Origin of the sequence: Stenotrophomonas forensis, from assembly GCF_028752115.1 — a bacterium.
In the GTDB taxonomy this organism is placed as follows: Bacteria; Pseudomonadota; Gammaproteobacteria; order Xanthomonadales; family Xanthomonadaceae; genus Stenotrophomonas; species Stenotrophomonas forensis.
Window position 1 is genome coordinate 313257 of the sequence record NZ_CP082270.1, and the last position, 16744, is coordinate 330000.

A 16744-nucleotide genomic window follows, 5' to 3' on the forward strand; every position below is an offset into this window, starting at 1 on the left:
CCGCTGGCCGGCAACCACAGGATGGATCAGGGGTTCATGAGGTTGCCGGCCAGCGGCCGGCACTACCCCTTGAACCGCAGGCCCACGCCCGGTTCGGTGAACAGGTAGCGCGAATCCAGTGCCGAATCGCCCAGCTTGTGCCGCAGCTTGCCGACCAGGATGCGCAGGTAATGGGTGTCCTGCTGGTGAGTCGGCCCCCAGATCTCCTGCAGGATCTGCGGCTGGGTCACCACCCGCCCGGCATTGCGCAGCAGCAGCGAGAGCAGTGCATATTCCTTGCGGGTCAGCGCCACCGGCTCGCCATCCAGCGCCACTTCACGGCGCACCAGATCCACGTGCAGGTGGCCGTCATCGAACACCGGTGGCGTGCCATCACTGGGCACGCTGCGGGTGCGTAGCAGCGCCCGTACCCGCGCCATCAGTTCCTGCGTGCCGAACGGCTTGGTGACATAGTCATTGGCGCCGGTATCCAGCGCCCGCACCTTCTCGGCCTCGCCGGCGCGCACGGTCAGCATGATCACCGGCACCTGGCTCCACTGCCGCAGCTGTTCAAGCACCTCGTGGCCTTCCATGTCCGGCAGGCCGATATCCAGGATCACCAGGTCCATGTCCTCGCTGGCGGCCAGCTGCAGGCCTTCCTGGCCGGTGGCCGCTTGCCGCACCTGGTAGCCCTGCGCGCGCAGGCTGATGTCCAGGAACCGGCGGATCTGGGTTTCATCGTCGATCACCAGCACGCGCGCGGCCGGCACGCTGGCATCAATCGGGGTCGGGCTCATCGTGGGAGGCTGGCTTGAGCAGGGGCAGGGTGATGCGGATCAGGGTACCGCGACCGTCGCGTCCGGGCAGCGCCTGCACGCTGCCGCCATGCGCGCCGATCATGCCCTGGCAGATGGTCAGGCCCAGGCCGGTGCCGTGGCGGCCACGGTCGCCGCGCTCGACGCTGTAGAACATGTCGAAGATGCGCGCGCGCTCGTCGTCGGGAATGCCGGGGCCGGCATCGATCACGTCGATGCGCAGCTGGCCATCCAGCTCGCGCGCCTGCACCTGCACGGCGGCATCCGGCGGCGAGAACTTGGCGGCGTTCTCCATCACGTTGAACACGGCCTGTTCCACCAGCGCCGGGTGCACCCAGATCGGTGCCAGCGTGGACGGAATGTCCAGCTCCAGCCGCACCTTGGGCTGGTAGCGCTGCAGGCGCCGCGCCGCCGAGCCGATCAGTTCATCCACGCCGATCCAGTCGCGGTTGATCTTCAGCCCTTCGTGGCCGAGCCGGGTCATGTCCAGCAGGTTCTGGATGTAGCGGTCCAGGCGCTCGCCTTCGACCAGGATGGTATCGAGCAGGGCACGGCGATCGGTCGTGTCCATCGCCGCGCCATAGCTGGCCAGGCTGTCGGCCGAACCGATCATCGCCGCCAGTGGCGAGCGCAGGTCATGCGACACCGAAGAGAGCAGGGCCGAGCGCAACCGTTCGGTCTCGTTGCTCACATGGGCCTGCTCCAGCTCTGCCACCAATCGCGTGCGCAGCGCGGCCTGGGCGATGTCGTCGACCATCGCTTCGGCCAGCTGCCGCTGCTCGGGCAGCAGGCGTGCCTGCGCGCCTGGCAGGTACAGGCCGGCCACGCCGATCGCATGGTCTTCGCCATCCAGCAGCGGCAGGAACCACCATTGCGCCCCTGCGAGGGTGTCGGTGAAGCGTCCACTGGGCTGGCCGTGGCGCAGCGCCCAGTCGGCGGCGGCCAGATCGGTGTCGCCGGGCTGGCTGCGGCCCCCGGCCGCGGTATCGGTGCCGATCCGCAGCCACGCCGGCACATCCATGGCCTGTTCCAGCGCATGCCGGCCGGCCTGTGCCACCTCGCCGTTGCCGGCGGCGCTGGCCAGCTGCCGGCCCAGCTGCTGGCGCGCGCGCGCATGGCGGTTGGCCGCGCGCAGCGCGATCACCTGCATGCGCAGCCGCGAGGCCAGGCGTCCGGCCACCAGGGCGGCGGCCAGGAACAGGAAGACGGTGATCACACCCTGGCGCGCACCGATGGCAAAGGTGAAGCGCGGCGCGATGAACAGGAAGTTGTAGGCGAGGAAGCACAGGATCGCCGCCATCACCGCCACGCTGGCACGCGTGCGTGCGGCCACCAGCACCACCGCGACGATGAACACCATCGACAGGTCGGCCATGCCCACCCAACGCTCGGCCAGCCAGGCCACCACGCAGGCCAGCGCCGTGGCGATCAGTGCCTGCACCGGCTCGTGGCTGAAGCCACGCACCGGTGCCATCAGCCCCTCGCGGCGCGAGCGTGCACGTGCCTGCGGCGTGCTGATGATGGTGATCTCGTAATGCGCGCCGCGCTGGATCAACTGCTGGGTCAGGGTGCGGTTGAACATCCGCGCCAGCGGTCGCTCGCGGGTGCGGCCCAGCACCAGGGTCGACACGCCATTGTGCGCGGCATGGTCGAGCAGGGCATCGGCGATGCTCGATCCATGCAGCAGTTCAGCATCACCGCCCAGGCGCCGCGCCAGTGCGAAGGCCGCATCGATCTCGCGGCGGGTCGCGTCATCCTGGCGGCGTCCCTGCACGGTCACCACCGTCCACGGCGCATCGCGGCGCTCGGCGATGCGCCGTGCCACCCGCACCAGGTACTCGCTCTGGCCACCGCCATCGATGGCCACCAGCACGCCGCGGCGCAGTGGCAGGTTGCCTTCACCACGTGCGGCGCGGGTTTCGCGCAGGCTGCTGTCGACGCGGTCGGCGGCTTCCTGCATTGCCAGTTCGCGCAGGGCGGTCAGGTTGGCCGGCGAGAAGAACGCCTGCAGCGCCTGCGTGGCCTGCTCGGGCACATAGACCTTGCCCTGCTGCAGGCGCGCGATCAGTTCGCGCGGCGGCAGGTCGACCAGCACGATGTCATGCAGGCGGTCGAGCACGCCGTCCGGCACGGTCTCGCTCACACGCACGCCGGTGATGCGCATCACCACATCGTTGAGGCTTTCCAGGTGCTGGATGTTGACCGTGGTCCAGACATCGATGCCGGCGTCCAGCAGTTCCATCACATCCTGCCAGCGCCGCTCGTGGCGGCTGCCCGGCGCGTTGCGATGGGCCAGTTCGTCTACCAGCACCAGTGCTGGATGCCGGGCCAGCACGGCGTCCAGGTCCATCTCCTGCAGGGTGTGGCCGTGGTAGGCCACTTCCTTCAGCGGCAGCTGCGGCAGGCCTTCCAGCAACGCCTGGGTATCGGCGCGGCCATGGGTTTCCACCAGGCCCACCACCAGGTCGACGCCGCGACGCAGCTGTTCCTGCGCGCGGGCCAGCATGGTGTAGGTCTTGCCCACGCCCGGCGCCGCGCCGAGGAACACCGTCAGCTTGCCGCCGGCTTCGCGTTGCAGGCCTTCGACCAGGGCATCGGCCTGGCGGGTACGTGCATCAGTCATGGGTGCCGCTGTCATGGCCGCCATTGTGCGCGCAGCGGGTGCAGGCCGGCATCACGGCGCCTTGGCGGCGTGGTCCAGCGCGAAGTTCAGCGTCACCACGTTCACCCGTGGCTGGCCGAACAGGCCCCACTGGCGACCTTCGGTATGCGCTTGCACCAGCGCCTGCACGCGTTCCACCGGCAGGCCACGGGCACGTGCCACGCGCGCCACCTGCAGCTGCGCCGCCTCTGGCGACAGCTGCGGATCCAGGCCGCCTGCAGACTGGGTGACCAGGTCCGCCGGTACCTGCGCCGGCGCTACGCCTTCGCGTGCGGCCACCGCCGCGGTGCTGGCGGCTACGCGTTCGGCCAGCGCCGGGTTGCTGCGCGCCATGTTGGAGCCCGCTGCAGCCATCGGATCGTAGTTGGCGGCCGACGGGCGGGCCTGGAAGTAGCCGTCGCCGGTGAACGGCTGCGACAGCCATGCCGAGCCGCGTACCTGGCCGCTGCCATCACGCAGCAGGCTGCCTTCGGCCTGGGTCGGGTAGGCCAGGCCGGCGAAACCGGTGGCGATGCCGGCGTAGACCGCGCCGGCCAGCAACAGCGTGGCCAGGCCCAGGCCGATGGCCGGGCGCCAGCTGGCGCCATCCTGCAAGCCGGCTACGCGGGCCTCGGCCTTGGCTTCGCGGGACAGGGAAGATGAGGTGGAAGCAGAACGGTTCATGCGCCGAATACCAGGACAAGAAGGAGGTCGATCAGCTTGATCGCCGCGAACGGCAGCAGCACGCCGCCGAGGCCGTACACCAGCATGTTCCGGCGCAGCAGCGCGGTGGCCGTGGCCGGGCGGAAGCGCACGCCGCGCAGGGCGAGCGGGATCAGTGCGGGAATCACCAGCGCGTTGAAGATCAGCGCCGCCAGCACCGCGTTGCGCGGGCTCGACAGCTGCATCACGTTCAAGGCGGCCATGGTCGGCACCGCAGCGGCGAACAGCGCCGGCAGGATCGCGAAGTACTTGGAGACGTCGTTGGCCAGCGAGAAGGTGGTCAGCGCGCCGCGGGTGATCAGCTGCTGCTTGCCCACTTCCACCACCGCCAGCAGCTTGGCCGGGTCCGAATCGAGGTCGACCATGTTGCCGGCCTCCTTCGCCGCCTGCGTGCCGGAGTTCATCGCCAGGCCGATGTCGGCCTGCGCCAGCGCGGGGGCGTCATTGGTGCCATCGCCCACCATCGCCACCAGGCGGCCGCCGGCCTGCTCCTGGCGGATGCGCGCCAGCTTGTCTTCCGGGCGTGCCTCGGCGATGTAATCGTCGACGCCGGCCTCGGCAGCAATGGCGGCGGCGGTCAGCGGGTTGTCGCCGGTGATCATCACCGTGCGGATGCCCATCGCGCGCAGCTGCGCGAACTTCTCGCGCATGCCGTGCTTGACCACGTCCGACAGCTCGATCACGCCCAGTACGTGGCGGCCCTCGGCCACCACCAGCGGGGTGGCACCATTGCGCGCCACCTGTTCGACACGACCGGCCAGCTCGGCCGGCACCGTGCCACCCAGCGCCTGCACATGGTTGCGGATCGCATCCAGTGCGCCCTTGCGGATCTGCCGGCCATGTTCCAGGTCCACGCCGGACATGCGGGTCTGCGCACTGAAGGCCAGATAGTCGGCATGGTCCGGCTCGGCGGTGGCGCAACCCTGCTCGCGGGCCAGGCGCACGATCGACTTGCCTTCCGGCGTCGGGTCGGCCAGCGAGGACAGCAGTGCCGCTTCACGCAGCTGGCTGGCGTCGATGCCGGCCAACGGATGGAAGTGGCTGGCCTGGCGGTCGCCGTAGGTGATGGTGCCGGTCTTGTCCAGCAGCAGCACGTCGACGTCGCCGGCCACTTCCACCGCCTTGCCCGACTTGGCCAGCACGTTGGCGGCCAGTGCACGGTTCATGCCGGCAATACCAATGGCCGGCAGGAGGCCGCCGATGGTGGTCGGGATCAGGCACACCAGCAGCGCGATCAGCAGCAGCGGATCGACCTTGACGCCGACCGCAGCACCGATCGCCGGCAGCGTCGCCACCACTACCAGGAAGGTGAGCGTCATCGCCGCCAGCAGCAGGGTCAGCGCAACCTCGTTCGGGGTCTTCTGCCGGTTGGCGCCTTCCACCAGCGCGATCATCCGGTCCAGGAAGCTGTGGCCCGGTTCGGCGGTCACCCGCACGATGATCTGGTCGGACAGCACCTTGGTGCCGCCGATCACGCCGGAACGGTCGGTGCCGGCCTCGCGCAGTACCGGTGCCGATTCGCCGGTCACCGCCGCTTCGTTGATGGTGGCCAGGCCCTGCACGATCTCGCCATCGGCCGGCACCAGTTCACCGGCACTGACGATCACATGGTCGCCCGGGCGCAGCTCGGCGGCCGGCACCTGGGCTTCTGCGGCGCCCGGCTGCGGCGCCACCAGCCGACGCGCCACCAGGTCCTGGCGGGCCCGGCGCAGCGAGGCGGCCTGGCCGCGGCCACGTGCCTCGGCCACGGCTTCGGCGAAATTGCCGAACAGCACGGTCACCAGCAGGATCGCGGTCACCGCCAGGCCGAAGCCCAGCGGCGCATTGCCGGTCAGGGTGACGATGGCGGCGACGATCGTGCCGGCCATCACCACCGCCATCACCGGGCTGCGTACCAGATGCATCGGCGACAGCTTGCGCACCGCTTCGACCAGTGCACGGCGCAGGCCGGCGCCATCAAGCAGGGCAGGGCGCGATGCATGGGTACTACGGGTTGAACTTGCATGACTACTCATGGGGGTGTCCTCAGTGCAGTCCCAGGCTCAGGTGGTCGGCGATCGGGCCGAGTACCAGCGCCGGCATGAACTGCAGCACGGTCAGGATGACGATCACCGAGACCAGGGTCAGGGCGAAGGTCGGGGTTTCGATCTGCAGGCTGCCGGCAGATTCCGGCGCCTGGCGCTTGGCAGCCAGCTGTGCGGCCACCACCAGCGGAATGATCAGCAGCGGGAAGCGGCCCAGCAGCAGTACCAGCGAGCAGCTCAGGTTCCACCACAGCGTGGCGTCACCCAGGCCTTCGAAGCCCGAACCGTTGTTGGCATAGGCCGAGACATACTCGTAGAAGACCTGGCTGATGCCATGGAAGCCGGGGTTGGAGGTGCCGGCCAGGCCGGGCACGGCCATGGTGATCGCGGTGAACACCAGCAGGGTGATCGGCTGCAGCAGCACCAGCAGGGCCAGCAGGCGCACCTGCGGTGTCTCCAGCTTGCGGCCGAACAGTTCCGGCGTACGCCCGGTCATCAACCCGGCCAGGAACACGCCCAGCAGCAGGTAGACGATGAACTGCTGCAGGCCGCAGCCGATGCCGCCCCAGATCGCGCTGACCAGCATGTTGACCATCGCGATGCCACCGCTCAGCGGCGCCAGCGAATCGTGCATGCCGTTCACCGAGCCGTTGGAGACCTGGGTGGTCACCGCCGCCCACAGCGCGGTGCCATCGGCGCCGAAGCGCACCTCCTTGCCTTCCATCAGCAGCGGGGTGGCGGCGCTGGCGCTATGGCCTTCGCTCCACATCATCGCGCCGGTCGACAGCAGCGACATGCCGAGCATGCAGCTGAACACCAGGGCGCCGAAGCGGCGGCGGCCGGTGAAGGCACCGATCATGAAGATCACCGCCATCGGTATCAGCAGGATGCCGACGACCTCCAGCGCGTTCGACAGCGGGGTCGGGTTCTCCAGCGGGAAGCTGCTGTTCGGGCCATACCAGCCGCCACCGTTGGCGCCCAGCTGCTTGGCCGCGACCATCGCCGCGACCGGGCCCAGCGGCAGTTTCTGCCCGGCCATGCCGGCGCTGGCATCGATCGGCGTGGCCTGCGGGCCGCCGGCCAGGGTCGACGGTACGCCCTGGCTGGTCAGCAGCAGGGTCCAGACCAGGCACAGCGGCAGCAGGAAGCGCACGCACAGGCGCACCACGTCCACATAGTAGTTGCCCACCGCCACCTGGCGGTCATCGCCGGTACCGGTCGCCGCCGCAGCCTGCGGCGCACGCGAGAACAACGCGCGCAGCGTCGCCACGGCCAACGCCAGCCCCATCATCGGCGTCACCACCTGCAGGCCGGTGATGCCGGTCATCTGCGAGAGATAGGACAGCTGCGCCTGGCCCGAGTAGTGCTGCTGGTTGGTGTTGGTCAGGAACGAGATCATCGTGTGCAGCGCGGTGTCCCAGCGCATGTTCGGGATCTGGTCCGGGTTCAACGGCAACCAGGCCTGGGTCATGAACACCGCCTGGGTCAGCACCGCGACCACCACGTTGCTCAGCACGAAGGCCAGCGCATAGCCGCGCCAGGACATCGAACGCGACGGATCGACGCCGAATACCTTGTACAGCGGCTTTTCGATCCAGTGGAACAGCACGTCGACCTTCATCGGCGCACCGCGCATCACGCGCGCCAGGTACAGGCCCAGCGGCCACGCCAGCAGCAGGCTGGCAGCAATAATGACAAGCATCTCAGTCATGGCCGGCTCCGTCAGAACGACTCGGGCCGAAGCACGACATAGAGAAGATAGGCGGCGGCGACCAGCACCAGCACGCCACACAACAACGACAGCCAGGGGGACATTGCAATAGCGTCCTGGTGGAACCCCTCCACCTCAGGCCGCCATCGTCGTCCTGCCCCCCATAAACGCACTACGCGCCGGACCGGGCCGACGCGTAAAGAGTGCATAAATTCGCTGGGCCAACCCGTAACCAGGCCCCGGGTAGCGCCGGGCCACGCCCGGTAGTGGGAGCCTCGTCAGCCGGCCGGTGTTGCCGCCGGCGCCAGCCCCTTCAGCTCGCGATAGCGCTGCAGGCTGCTGTCGATCTCGGCCTTCAGGGCCTGCTGCTGTTGCACGAACCCGGCCTGCAGCCGCTGCTGCGCCTGCAGCTGCACGTGCCGCTGGCGGATCGCTTCGGCCTGCTTGCCGGCCACCTTGCCGCCGGCCAGTTCGCGATCGCCGGCAGCCGCCAGCAGCGCCACCAGCGATTCACGCAGGCTGGTGACGTTGTACTCGGCCGTCTTGAGGTTGTTGTCCAGCACTTCCTGGCGTTCGGCGAACACCCGGCGCAGGTCGTCCTCGCTGCCATAGGTGGTCAGCATCGCCTGCTCGGTGCGCTGGCGGGTCTGTGCGGCCATCAGGTCCAGCTGCCGCTGCGCCGCTTCCGTGCTGGCGGCGGCGCGTTCCTCGTCGGTCAACGCGCGCTGGACCTGCGCATTGCGCAGGCCACTCTTTGCGTTGAACTCGTCGCGGGCATGGTTGACCGCGTCGGCCGGCAGCGAATCGCTGCAGATCCGCTCCTTGCCCTCGTTCCAGCAGTACAGCTTCTTCTCCACCTTGCCACCGCCCCGCGGTTGCGCCGGAACGGAGAACGGCACGGCCAGCAGCAGGCCGGCAAAGAGCACAGCAGGAACTCGGGACATGACCTTTCCCCTGGGTCGGTCAGCGGGTCGAACGGACGCCGTACTGGGCCCGGTAGGCTTCCAGCGGCTGCCGGTAACCCACAAGTTCCGGGTTGCCGGAGGCGAAATCAAGCAGGTCAGCCAGCGACGCCACGGCGATCACCGGAATGCCGGCCTCTTCGGCCACCGACTGCGCGGCGGAGCGGCGGTCGGATTCCGAGGCGATCTCCTGGCGGTCCAGCGCCACCACGATGCCGGCCGGCGTGCCACCGGCGGCGCGGATGATGCCCAGTGCTTCGCGGATCGCGGTACCGGCGGTGATCACGTCGTCGACGATCAGCACGCGCTTGCCATTCATGTCGGCGCCGATCAGCTGGCCGCCTTCACCATGGTCCTTGGCTTCCTTGCGGTTGAACGACAGCGGCAGGTCGCGGCCGCGCTGGGCCAGCTCGCAGGCCATCGCGGTGGCCAGCGGAATGCCCTTGTAGGCCGGGCCGAACACCACGTCGTACTTGATCCCGGTGGCGTCGATGGCATCGGCGTAGCAGGCGCCGAGCTGCGACAGCAGCGAACCGGAGTCGAAACGACCGGCGTTGAAGAAATAGGGGCTCAGCCGGCCGGACTTGAGGGTGAACTGGCCGAAGCGCAGGGCGTCGGCGGTCAGGGCCAGCTGCAGGAAACGGTGGCGGTGGTCGCTCATCAAAACTCGATTCATCTTCATTTGGAGCACAAATCCTAATCCAGCTGGGCGTTTCGCGCTCGTCCGGCCCTGGGTGAGGGCCGTTGCGCCCCCCTCTGGCGGACTGCGCAGCCCTGCGGGCAACCGGTATGCTTGCCCGGTTTCCCGCCGCAGGTCCCCCGCATGCGCATCATCAGTTTCAATGCCAATGGCATCCGTTCCGCCGCAACCAAGGGCTTCCTCGATTGGTTCCGGGCCCAGGACGCCGACGTCCTGTGCATCCAGGAGACCAAGGCCCAAGAAGACCAGCTGACCGACCCGATGTTCCGCCCGGACGGCCACCACTGCTTCTACCGCGACGCCATCACCAAGAAGGGCTACAGCGGCGTGGCGATCTACAGCAAGCGCGAGCCGGACCAGGTCATCACCTCGCTGGGCTGGGCCCCGTTCGACGACGAAGGCCGCTACATCGAGGCGCGCTACGGCAACCTCAGCGTGGTCTCCTTCTATATCCCGTCCGGCAGCTCGGGCGACCTGCGCCAGGGTTTCAAGTTCGAAGTGATGGAATGGCTGCGGCCGATCCTCGAGGAATGGGCGCGCAGCGGCCGCGACTACGTGCTGTGCGGCGACTGGAACATCGTGCGTTCGGCGCTGGACATCAAGAACTGGAAGTCCAACCAGAAGAACTCCGGCTGCCTGCCGGAAGAGCGCGACTGGCTCAACGCCCTGTGCGCCGACCACGGCCAGGCCACAGATGTCGCCGCCGGCCGCGGCTGGGCCGATGCCTACCGCCTGCTCAACCCCACCGGCGAGGACTACACCTGGTGGAGCAACCGCGGCGCCGCCCGCGCCAACAACGTCGGCTGGCGCATCGACTACCAGTTCATCACCCCGGGCCTGCGTGACCGCCTGCGCAGCTGCTCGATCTATCGCGACGAGCGCTTCTCCGACCACGCGCCGTTCATCGTGGACTACGACCTGTGACCGAGGCCGCCACGCCGGTCAGCTACAAGGGCTGGGCAGGCATCAAGCGCGCCTTCGGCACTCCGTCGGCGCTGACCATGGCCATGCTCGGCTTCGGCAGCGGCCTGCCGTTCCTGCTGATCGCCTCGCAGACCCTGTCTACGCGCCTGCGCGACGTCGGCCTGGACCTGGGCAGCATCGGCCTGATCAGCCTGGCCAGCTTCTTCTACCTGCTGAAGTTCCTGTGGGCGCCCCTGCTGGATCGCTATGCCTTCCCGCTGCTCGGTGGGCTTGGCCGCCGCCGCTCGTGGCTGCTGGTGTCGCAGGCGCTGGTCCTGGTCGGCCTGGTCGCGCTGGCCTTCGTGCGCCCCGAGCAGGGCGTCTGGCCGCTGGTGGCCTGGGTGCTGGTGGCCTCGTTCGCCGGCGCCACCCAGGACTCGGCCGTCGACGCCTACCGCATCGAGATCGCACCGCAGGCGGCGCAGGCCGCGCTGGCGGCCACCTATACGCTGGGTTACCGGATCGGCCTGATCCTGGCCGGTGCCGGCGCGCTGTACCTGGCCCAGTTCGAAGGCTGGATCGTGGCCTATCTGGCCATGGCGGCGCTGATGCTGCTGCCGATCGTCACCACGCTGCTGTGCGCCGAACCGGAACGTCCGGCCACGACCGTGCAGCGCCGCATCGATGTCGCCGAGGCGTTCGTCCAGCCCATCACCAGCTTCTTCAGCCGCAACGGCGTGGCGCTGGCGCTGGTGCTGCTGGCCTTCGTCGGGCTGTTCAAGTTCCCGGACCAGGTCATCGGCGTGATGGCCGGGCCGTTCTACCTCGACTCCGGGTTCGACAAGGCCGACATCGCGACCGTCTCCAAGCTGTTCGGTGTGTGGATGGGCATCGGTGGCGCCTTCCTGGGCGGCATCGCGGTGGCCGCGTTCGGTTTCCGCCGCATGCTGCTGGTGGCCGCGCTGGGCGTGGCGCTGTCCAACCTTGCGTTCCTGCTGATGGCGCACAACCCGGGCAAGCTGTGGGCGTTCTATGCCGCGCTCAGCGCCGACAACCTGTTCCAGGGCTTTGCCGGCACCGTGCTGGTGGCCTTCATGTCGTCGCTGACCGACCGCAACTTCACTGCCACCCAGTACGCGCTGCTGGTCTCGCTGGCCAACCTGCCCGGCAAGTTCGTCGGTGGCGTTTCCGGCTATATCGTTGAAGCCACCTCCTACAGCACGTTCTTCATCCTCAGCTCGGTCACCGTGGTGCCGACCCTGCTGCTGCTGGCCTGGTTGTGGCCGCGGATCGTGGATCGCGGGCCCCCGCCGGTCGCCTGATTGCCTGTACGTCCGGTCTGCGGGATCATCGCCCCGACGCGCCGAGGGGGCGGTGCCTTGCGAACGGGGAAGTGAGCATGGCCGACGTTGTGCTGCGGGACCTGGACCCGCTGCTGCTGGACCGTATCCGTCGAGTCGCGGTTGCCCGCGGCTGGACCCACGAACAGACCTGCGCGGCCCTGCTGGAGCAGGGGCTGTTCAGCAGTGAACTGGAGGTCCGTTCCGGCTTCGGTGACCCCGAAGTGGACGCCCTGTCCGACGCCATCGCCGCCCTGCAGGCCCTGCCCGCAGGGCAGGGGTTTGATTAGCGCCTTTGTAGCGTCGAGCCTTGCTCGACTGCTTCTGCTCACGCCAGATGGATCGCCCCGAGAATCCGCGGCCCGTTCGCCCCGGTCACGCTCGGCAGGTTGCCGGCCAGCCCGTCCATCGTCCGCTGCGCCAGCCACGCAAACCCCATCGCCTCTACGTACTCCGGGTCCAGCCCGTGCATCGCACTGGACTCCACCTGCACCTCTGGCAGCCGTGCCGCCAGCCGCTTCATCAGCTGCCGGTTGCGCACGCCGCCGCCACAGACCAGCAGGCGCCGGGTCTGCGGCTGCTGCGCCAGCAGTGCATCGGCCACCGTCGCCACGGTCAGCTCCAACAGGGTCGCCTGCACGTCGGCGGCGGCGTATTCGCCTTCGCCCATGTGCGCCTCGGCCCAGGCCAGGTGGAACTGTTCGCGGCCGGTACTCTTCGGTGGCGGCAGGTCAAACCAGGGCTCCGAACGCCAGCCGGCCAGCAGGCCTTCGTCCACCGCACCACTGGCGGCATAGGCTCCATCGGCATCGAAGGTGCGGCCGGTGTGGCGCTGGCACCAGGCGTCCATCAGCGCATTGGCCGGGCCGGTATCGAAGCCACGCACCGCGCCTTCGCGCGGGATCAGGGTCAGGTTGGCGATGCCGCCCAGGTTGAGTACCGCGCGGTCTTCATCGGCGGTGCCGAGCATGCCCAGGTGGAAGGCCGGCATCAGCGGTGCGCCATGGCCTCCGGCCGCTACGTCGCGGCGGCGGAAGTCGGACACCGTGGTGATCCCGGTCAGTTCAGCGATGCGGTTGCCGTCGCCCAGCTGCACGGTGAACGCAGGGTCGGCCAGCGGCCGATGGCGCACGGTCTGCCCATGCGAGCCGATCGCCCGCACCTGCGCCGGGTCCACGCCCGCCTCGGCCAGCAGCTGGTTGGCGGCGTCGGCGAAGCTGATCGCGATCCGCGCATCCAGCTCGCCCAGTTCCTCCAGCGAGTCCAGTGGACCGCCTTCGCCCAGTGCTACCAGTCGTGCGCGCAGCACCGGCTCCCAGCGGGTGGTCAGCCCGTGCACGAAGCGGCAGCCGCCAGTGGTGGGGAACTGCACCAGGGCAGCGTCGATGCCATCGGCGCTGGTGCCCGACATCAGGCCAAGGTACAGGGGGGCGTCAGCGTCGGCAGTGGTGTTCATGGCAGGCATAAAAAAAGGACGCGGCAAGCTTGGGCTGCCGCGTCCTTCTTCGTCAACGCAGGGGCTCAGCCGCGCTTGCGGCCGGCGCTGCTCTTGTCCTTGGCGCTGGCCACCTCGGGTGCGGCCTCGTCGCGGCTGGTCGGGGCCGGGCTGGCGTCGGCGTAGATCAGCTTCTCCATGCCCTGGATGCGTGCCATCGCTGGCGCGGTCTGCGCACGGAAGGCCACCAGCTCGGCGCCCTTCAACGGTTCCGGCGGCGGCATGGTCACCGTCAGCGGGTTGCGGTGCTCACCGTTGACGCGGAATTCGTAGTGCAGGTGTGGGCCGGTGGCCAGGCCGGTCGAGCCGACATAGCCGATCACCGTGCCCTGGGCCACGCGCTGGCCGGTCTTGATGTTCGCAAAGCGCGACATGTGCCCGTACAGGGTGGTGTGGCCGCGGCCGTGGTCGAGGATCACCACGTTGCCGTAGCCGCGCTGCACGCCGGCGAACTGCACGCGGGCATCGCCGGCGGCCATGATCGGGGTGCCGGTGCGCGCGGCGTAGTCCACGCCCTTGTGCATGCGCATCTTGCCCAGCACCGGGTGCTTGCGCGCGCCGAAGGTCGAGCTCAGCCGCGCGAACGGGATCGGCATGCGGATGAAGCTCTTCTTCAGCGAACGCCCGTTGATGTCGTAGTACTCGGACTTGCCGTTGCGGTCGAAGCGGAAGCCGGAATAGGTCTTGCCACCGGTGGTGAAGGTCGCCGCCAGGATCTTGCTGGTGTCCACCTTCTCGCCTTCGCGCCAGGTTTCATCCATCACCACGCTGAAGCGGTCGCCCGGCTGCAGGTCCTTCGAGAAGTCGATGTCGTACTTGAAGATGTCGTCGGTCATCGTCGCGATCGCCGACGGCGACAGCCCGGCCCGGCGGGCGGCGGCATACAGCGAGCTGGTGATCTCGCCGCTGGTGACCACCGTGCGCGTGGAGGTCTCGCGCTTGGTCACCTTCTCCTTGATGTCATCGCCGGCCAGGCTCAACTCGACCCGGTTGTCGCCATCACGGTCGAAGCGGATGCTGCGCAGGTCGCCCGAGAGCGGCATGTCGAAGGCGATTTCGGTACCGGGGCGCAGCTTGGTCAGCGATTCGCGGGCGCCGGGATGGTCCAGCACGCGGTGCAGGGTGCTGGCCGGAATGCCGGCCTGGTCGAACAGGTCGCTCAGGGTCTGGCCGCGCTGCACCCGCAGCACCTGCCAGCTGTCGCCCGGCACCTGCTGCTGGCGGGCCATGCTCAGCGGCGGCAACGGCAGTGCCAGGCTGGTGTGGCTGTCGGCGAACGGCGCGTCGATGGTGTGCGAGAAGCCGGGGACGATCGTCGCCACCAGGGCGCCGATGGTCGCAAACAGGCTGGCATGCATCCAATGGCGCCGGGTCCAGCGTTCATTGAATGCGGCGGGGAGGTGTTGCCTGAGCTTCCGATGCAGGGCGTTGTCGTGCAGGACGTGGAGGCGTTCCTGGAAGCGCTGCTTGCGTGCGCGCCCTTGTTCGGAGTTGTGCATCGGCGATTTTTCCTGACGGCCCGGGAGCGCGGGCCTAAACGCCGGTTACCATAGACACCTGAGAAAACCGCGTCAAACCCTTGTGCCCATTGGCTTTTGTGAAGCCAATCGGGTTAACTTTGCTTTAACACCCCACACAAGAATCGGCGTTGCCGGGAGTAGTCACGTGTCCTCGATTGAAGAAGCCCTTGCCCTGATCGGCCGTGGTGCCGACGAGATCCTCAAGCTCGAGGATCTGCGTGCGCGCCTGCAGGAAGGCCGTCCGCTGCGGATCAAGGCTGGCTTCGACCCCACCGCGCCCGACCTGCACCTGGGCCATACGGTGCTGCTGAACAAGATGCGCCAGTTCCAGGACCTCGGTCACCAGGTCATCTTCCTGATCGGCGACTTCACCGGCATGATCGGCGACCCGTCGGGCAAGAGCCTGACCCGCAAGCCGCTCAGCCGCGAGGACGTGCTGGCCAACGCCCGCACCTATGAGGAGCAGGTGTTCAAGGTGCTCGACCGCAGCCGTACCGAAGTCCGCTTCAATTCGGAGTGGTTCGGCAAGATGGGCGCGGCCGACATGATCCGCCTGGCCGGCCAGCACACTGTGGCGCGCATGCTCGAGCGCGACGACTTCGCCAAGCGCTACGCCGCCCAGCAGTCCATCGCCATCCACGAGTTCCTGTACCCGCTGGTGCAGGGCTACGACTCGGTGGCCCTGGAGGCCGACGTCGAACTGGGCGGTACCGACCAGAAGTTCAACCTGCTGATGGGCCGCGGCCTGCAGGAGCACCATGGCCAGAAGCCGCAGGTGGTGCTGACCATGCCGCTGCTGGAAGGCCTGGACGGCGTCAACAAGATGTCCAAGTCGCTGGGCAACTACATCGGTATCAGCGAACCGGCCATCGACATCGTCACCAAGACCATGAAGGTGGACGACACCCTGATGTGGCGCTGGATCGAGCTGCTGTCGTTTGATATCAGCCAGGCCGAAGCCGTGCAGCTGCGCGAGCAGGTGGCCTCCGGCGGGCTGAATCCGCGCGTGGTCAAGCTGCGCCTGGCGCGTGAACTGGCGACCCGCTTCCACGACGCTGCGGCCGCCGAGCAGGCCATTGCCGGCTGGGAAGCGGCGGTGACCGGGCAGGGCGACATCACTCAGCTGCCGCTGCAGGACGTGGTGATCCCGGCCGAGGGCCTGCGTATCGCCGCGCTGCTGACGGCGGCCGGGCTGACCCCGAGTAACTCCGAAGCCAACCGCAAGCTCAAGGAGCGCGCGGTCAAGGTGGATGGTGACGTGGTGGAAGACGGCCAGCAGGTGCTGCTGCCGGGCTTTGAAGGCCTCCTGCAGGTCGGCAAGCGCACCTTCGCCCGCGTGCGCCTGGTCACTGCCTGACAGGAAGGAAGGGCCGGCGCCAGCCGGCCCTTCCTTTGCTTCTGCTCTTCGCGGCATGCGTCCGCGGGCGTGATGGATGAATGGATGCAACATCCGTTGAAAAAAATCGCCACACCCCCTTCACAAATGATCCAGATGGGGACATACTTCTCCTCCCCCGTCGCAGGGGTCGCCACCAAGGGGCTTCAGCGACAACAGGGCGCCCACCACCGCCGAACGAGATGATCGAACGAAGGTGTTGACGGACTGAAAAAGTCTGGCATAATGGGCGGCTCGCTACGAAGGAAGCTTCGCAGCACACGGGAATGGCGCTGAGGCCACTTCCCAAGATCTTTGAAAGTATGCGCAGGTATCTTGTGAAGGCGCCTGCAGGAAGGATGATTGTCCATCTTGCAGACGTTTGATCAAGCAACTATTAATTGTTTTAAAGCAAGCGATACGTTGCCAGCATCAATCATCTGCAGCTTTAAATTTTGATCTTCGGATCATGTAGTTTTAAGTGAAGAGTTTGATCCTGGCTCAGAGTGAACGCTGGCGGTAGGCCTAACACATGCAAGTCGAACGGCAGCACAGA

At 68.0% G+C, this 16744-nt stretch carries 14 protein-coding genes and 1 rRNA gene (1 of these 15 running past the window's edge); 5 read left to right on the forward strand and 10 right to left on the reverse strand.

The genetic code is table 11. The features are described from left to right. Positions 1-62: 62 nt before the first annotated feature. From K5L94_RS01475 to pyrE, 8 genes are all read right to left on the reverse strand, one after another. Entirely contained in the window at positions 63-776 is a 714-nt protein-coding gene (locus K5L94_RS01475) for a response regulator transcription factor (protein ID WP_053448563.1), read from the reverse strand. Further along, entirely contained in the window at positions 757-3417 is a 2661-nt protein-coding gene (locus K5L94_RS01480; RefSeq protein WP_053448564.1) for a sensor histidine kinase, read from the reverse strand. The genes K5L94_RS01475 and K5L94_RS01480 overlap by 20 nt, the downstream gene beginning before the upstream one ends. Positions 3418-3468: 51 nt before the next feature. Then, complete coding sequence (gene kdpC / locus K5L94_RS01485; RefSeq protein WP_053448565.1) at positions 3469-4119, reverse strand: potassium-transporting ATPase subunit KdpC; 651 nt, start codon at positions 4117-4119, stop codon at positions 3469-3471. After that, on the reverse strand, positions 4116-6173 hold the full coding sequence (gene kdpB / locus K5L94_RS01490; protein ID WP_053448566.1) for a potassium-transporting ATPase subunit KdpB: 2058 nt from the start codon (positions 6171-6173) through the stop codon (positions 4116-4118). Before kdpB ends, kdpC begins: the two co-directional genes overlap by 4 nt. Before the next feature lie 10 nt (positions 6174-6183). Then, positions 6184-7893, reverse strand: a complete 1710-nt coding sequence (gene kdpA, locus K5L94_RS01495) for a potassium-transporting ATPase subunit KdpA (RefSeq protein WP_053448567.1) — start codon at positions 7891-7893, stop codon at positions 6184-6186. Positions 7894-7904: 11 nt separating this feature from the next. After that, a complete protein-coding gene (locus K5L94_RS01500; protein WP_005407770.1) occupies positions 7905-7997 on the reverse strand; it encodes a potassium-transporting ATPase subunit F in 93 nt (30 codons plus the stop codon). 174 nt (positions 7998-8171) lie between these two features. Further along, positions 8172-8837, reverse strand: a complete 666-nt coding sequence (locus tag K5L94_RS01505) for a hypothetical protein (protein WP_053448568.1) — start codon at positions 8835-8837, stop codon at positions 8172-8174. Between the two features lie 19 nt (positions 8838-8856). Then, on the reverse strand, positions 8857-9516 hold the full coding sequence (gene pyrE, locus K5L94_RS01510; RefSeq protein ID WP_053448569.1) for an orotate phosphoribosyltransferase: 660 nt from the start codon (positions 9514-9516) through the stop codon (positions 8857-8859). Between the two features lie 162 nt (positions 9517-9678). Between pyrE and K5L94_RS01515 the strand changes: the two genes are divergently transcribed. The 3 genes from K5L94_RS01515 to K5L94_RS01525 all read left to right on the forward strand — a co-directional run bounded on the left by K5L94_RS01515 (position 9679) and on the right by K5L94_RS01525 (position 12088). After that, positions 9679-10479 carry an exodeoxyribonuclease III gene (locus tag K5L94_RS01515; RefSeq protein WP_014035707.1) on the forward strand — a complete coding sequence of 267 codons (801 nt, stop codon included), beginning with the start codon at positions 9679-9681 and terminating at the stop codon, positions 10477-10479. Beyond that, the gene (locus K5L94_RS01520; RefSeq protein ID WP_008268384.1) at positions 10476-11780 is read left to right on the forward strand and encodes an AmpG family muropeptide MFS transporter; all 1305 of its coding nucleotides are present in this window, start codon (positions 10476-10478) and stop codon (positions 11778-11780) included. The genes K5L94_RS01515 and K5L94_RS01520 overlap by 4 nt, the downstream gene beginning before the upstream one ends. Before the next feature lie 77 nt (positions 11781-11857). Further along, positions 11858-12088 (forward strand): hypothetical protein, encoded by a 231-nt coding sequence (locus tag K5L94_RS01525; RefSeq protein WP_049457368.1) that lies wholly within the window; start codon positions 11858-11860, stop codon positions 12086-12088. Positions 12089-12126: 38 nt separating this feature from the next. On the opposite strand, the gene K5L94_RS01530 is transcribed toward K5L94_RS01525, so the two are convergent. Beyond that, positions 12127-13254: an anhydro-N-acetylmuramic acid kinase gene (locus K5L94_RS01530; protein WP_080374991.1), complete on the reverse strand. Its 1128-nt coding sequence runs from the start codon at positions 13252-13254 to the stop codon at positions 12127-12129. Positions 13255-13319: 65 nt separating this feature from the next. Beyond that, entirely contained in the window at positions 13320-14792 is a 1473-nt protein-coding gene (locus tag K5L94_RS01535; protein WP_053448571.1) for a M23 family metallopeptidase, read from the reverse strand. Positions 14793-14958: 166 nt separating this feature from the next. Between K5L94_RS01535 and tyrS the strand changes: the two genes are divergently transcribed. Both tyrS and K5L94_RS01545 read left to right on the forward strand, forming a co-directional pair. Continuing rightward, entirely contained in the window at positions 14959-16170 is a 1212-nt protein-coding gene (gene tyrS, locus K5L94_RS01540; protein ID WP_053448572.1) for a tyrosine--tRNA ligase, read from the forward strand. 496 nt (positions 16171-16666) lie between these two features. After that, positions 16667-16744: ribosomal RNA gene (locus tag K5L94_RS01545) — 16S ribosomal RNA — on the forward strand (it continues 1469 nt past the right edge of the window).

What these genes read in the sequence shown, in the direction of transcription:
- K5L94_RS01475 (WP_053448563.1), bottom strand. Translation starts at nt 776, where the DNA reads ATGAGCCCGACCCCGATTGATGCCAGCGTGCCGGCCGCGCGCGTGCTG.
- K5L94_RS01480 (WP_053448564.1), bottom strand. Translation starts at nt 3,417, where the DNA reads ATGACTGATGCACGTACCCGCCAGGCCGATGCCCTGGTCGAAGGCCTG.
- kdpC (WP_053448565.1), bottom strand. Translation starts at nt 4,119, where the DNA reads ATGAACCGTTCTGCTTCCACCTCATCTTCCCTGTCCCGCGAAGCCAAG.
- kdpB (WP_053448566.1), bottom strand. Translation starts at nt 6,173, where the DNA reads ATGAGTAGTCATGCAAGTTCAACCCGTAGTACCCATGCATCGCGCCCT.
- kdpA (WP_053448567.1), bottom strand. Translation starts at nt 7,893, where the DNA reads ATGACTGAGATGCTTGTCATTATTGCTGCCAGCCTGCTGCTGGCGTGG.
- K5L94_RS01500 (WP_005407770.1), bottom strand. Translation starts at nt 7,997, where the DNA reads ATGTCCCCCTGGCTGTCGTTGTTGTGTGGCGTGCTGGTGCTGGTCGCC.
- K5L94_RS01505 (WP_053448568.1), bottom strand. Translation starts at nt 8,837, where the DNA reads ATGTCCCGAGTTCCTGCTGTGCTCTTTGCCGGCCTGCTGCTGGCCGTG.
- pyrE (WP_053448569.1), bottom strand. Translation starts at nt 9,516, where the DNA reads ATGAGCGACCACCGCCACCGTTTCCTGCAGCTGGCCCTGACCGCCGAC.
- K5L94_RS01515 (WP_014035707.1), top strand. Translation starts at nt 9,679, where the DNA reads ATGCGCATCATCAGTTTCAATGCCAATGGCATCCGTTCCGCCGCAACC.
- K5L94_RS01525 (WP_049457368.1), top strand. Translation starts at nt 11,858, where the DNA reads ATGGCCGACGTTGTGCTGCGGGACCTGGACCCGCTGCTGCTGGACCGT.
- K5L94_RS01530 (WP_080374991.1), bottom strand. Translation starts at nt 13,254, where the DNA reads ATGAACACCACTGCCGACGCTGACGCCCCCCTGTACCTTGGCCTGATG.
- K5L94_RS01535 (WP_053448571.1), bottom strand. Translation starts at nt 14,792, where the DNA reads ATGCACAACTCCGAACAAGGGCGCGCACGCAAGCAGCGCTTCCAGGAA.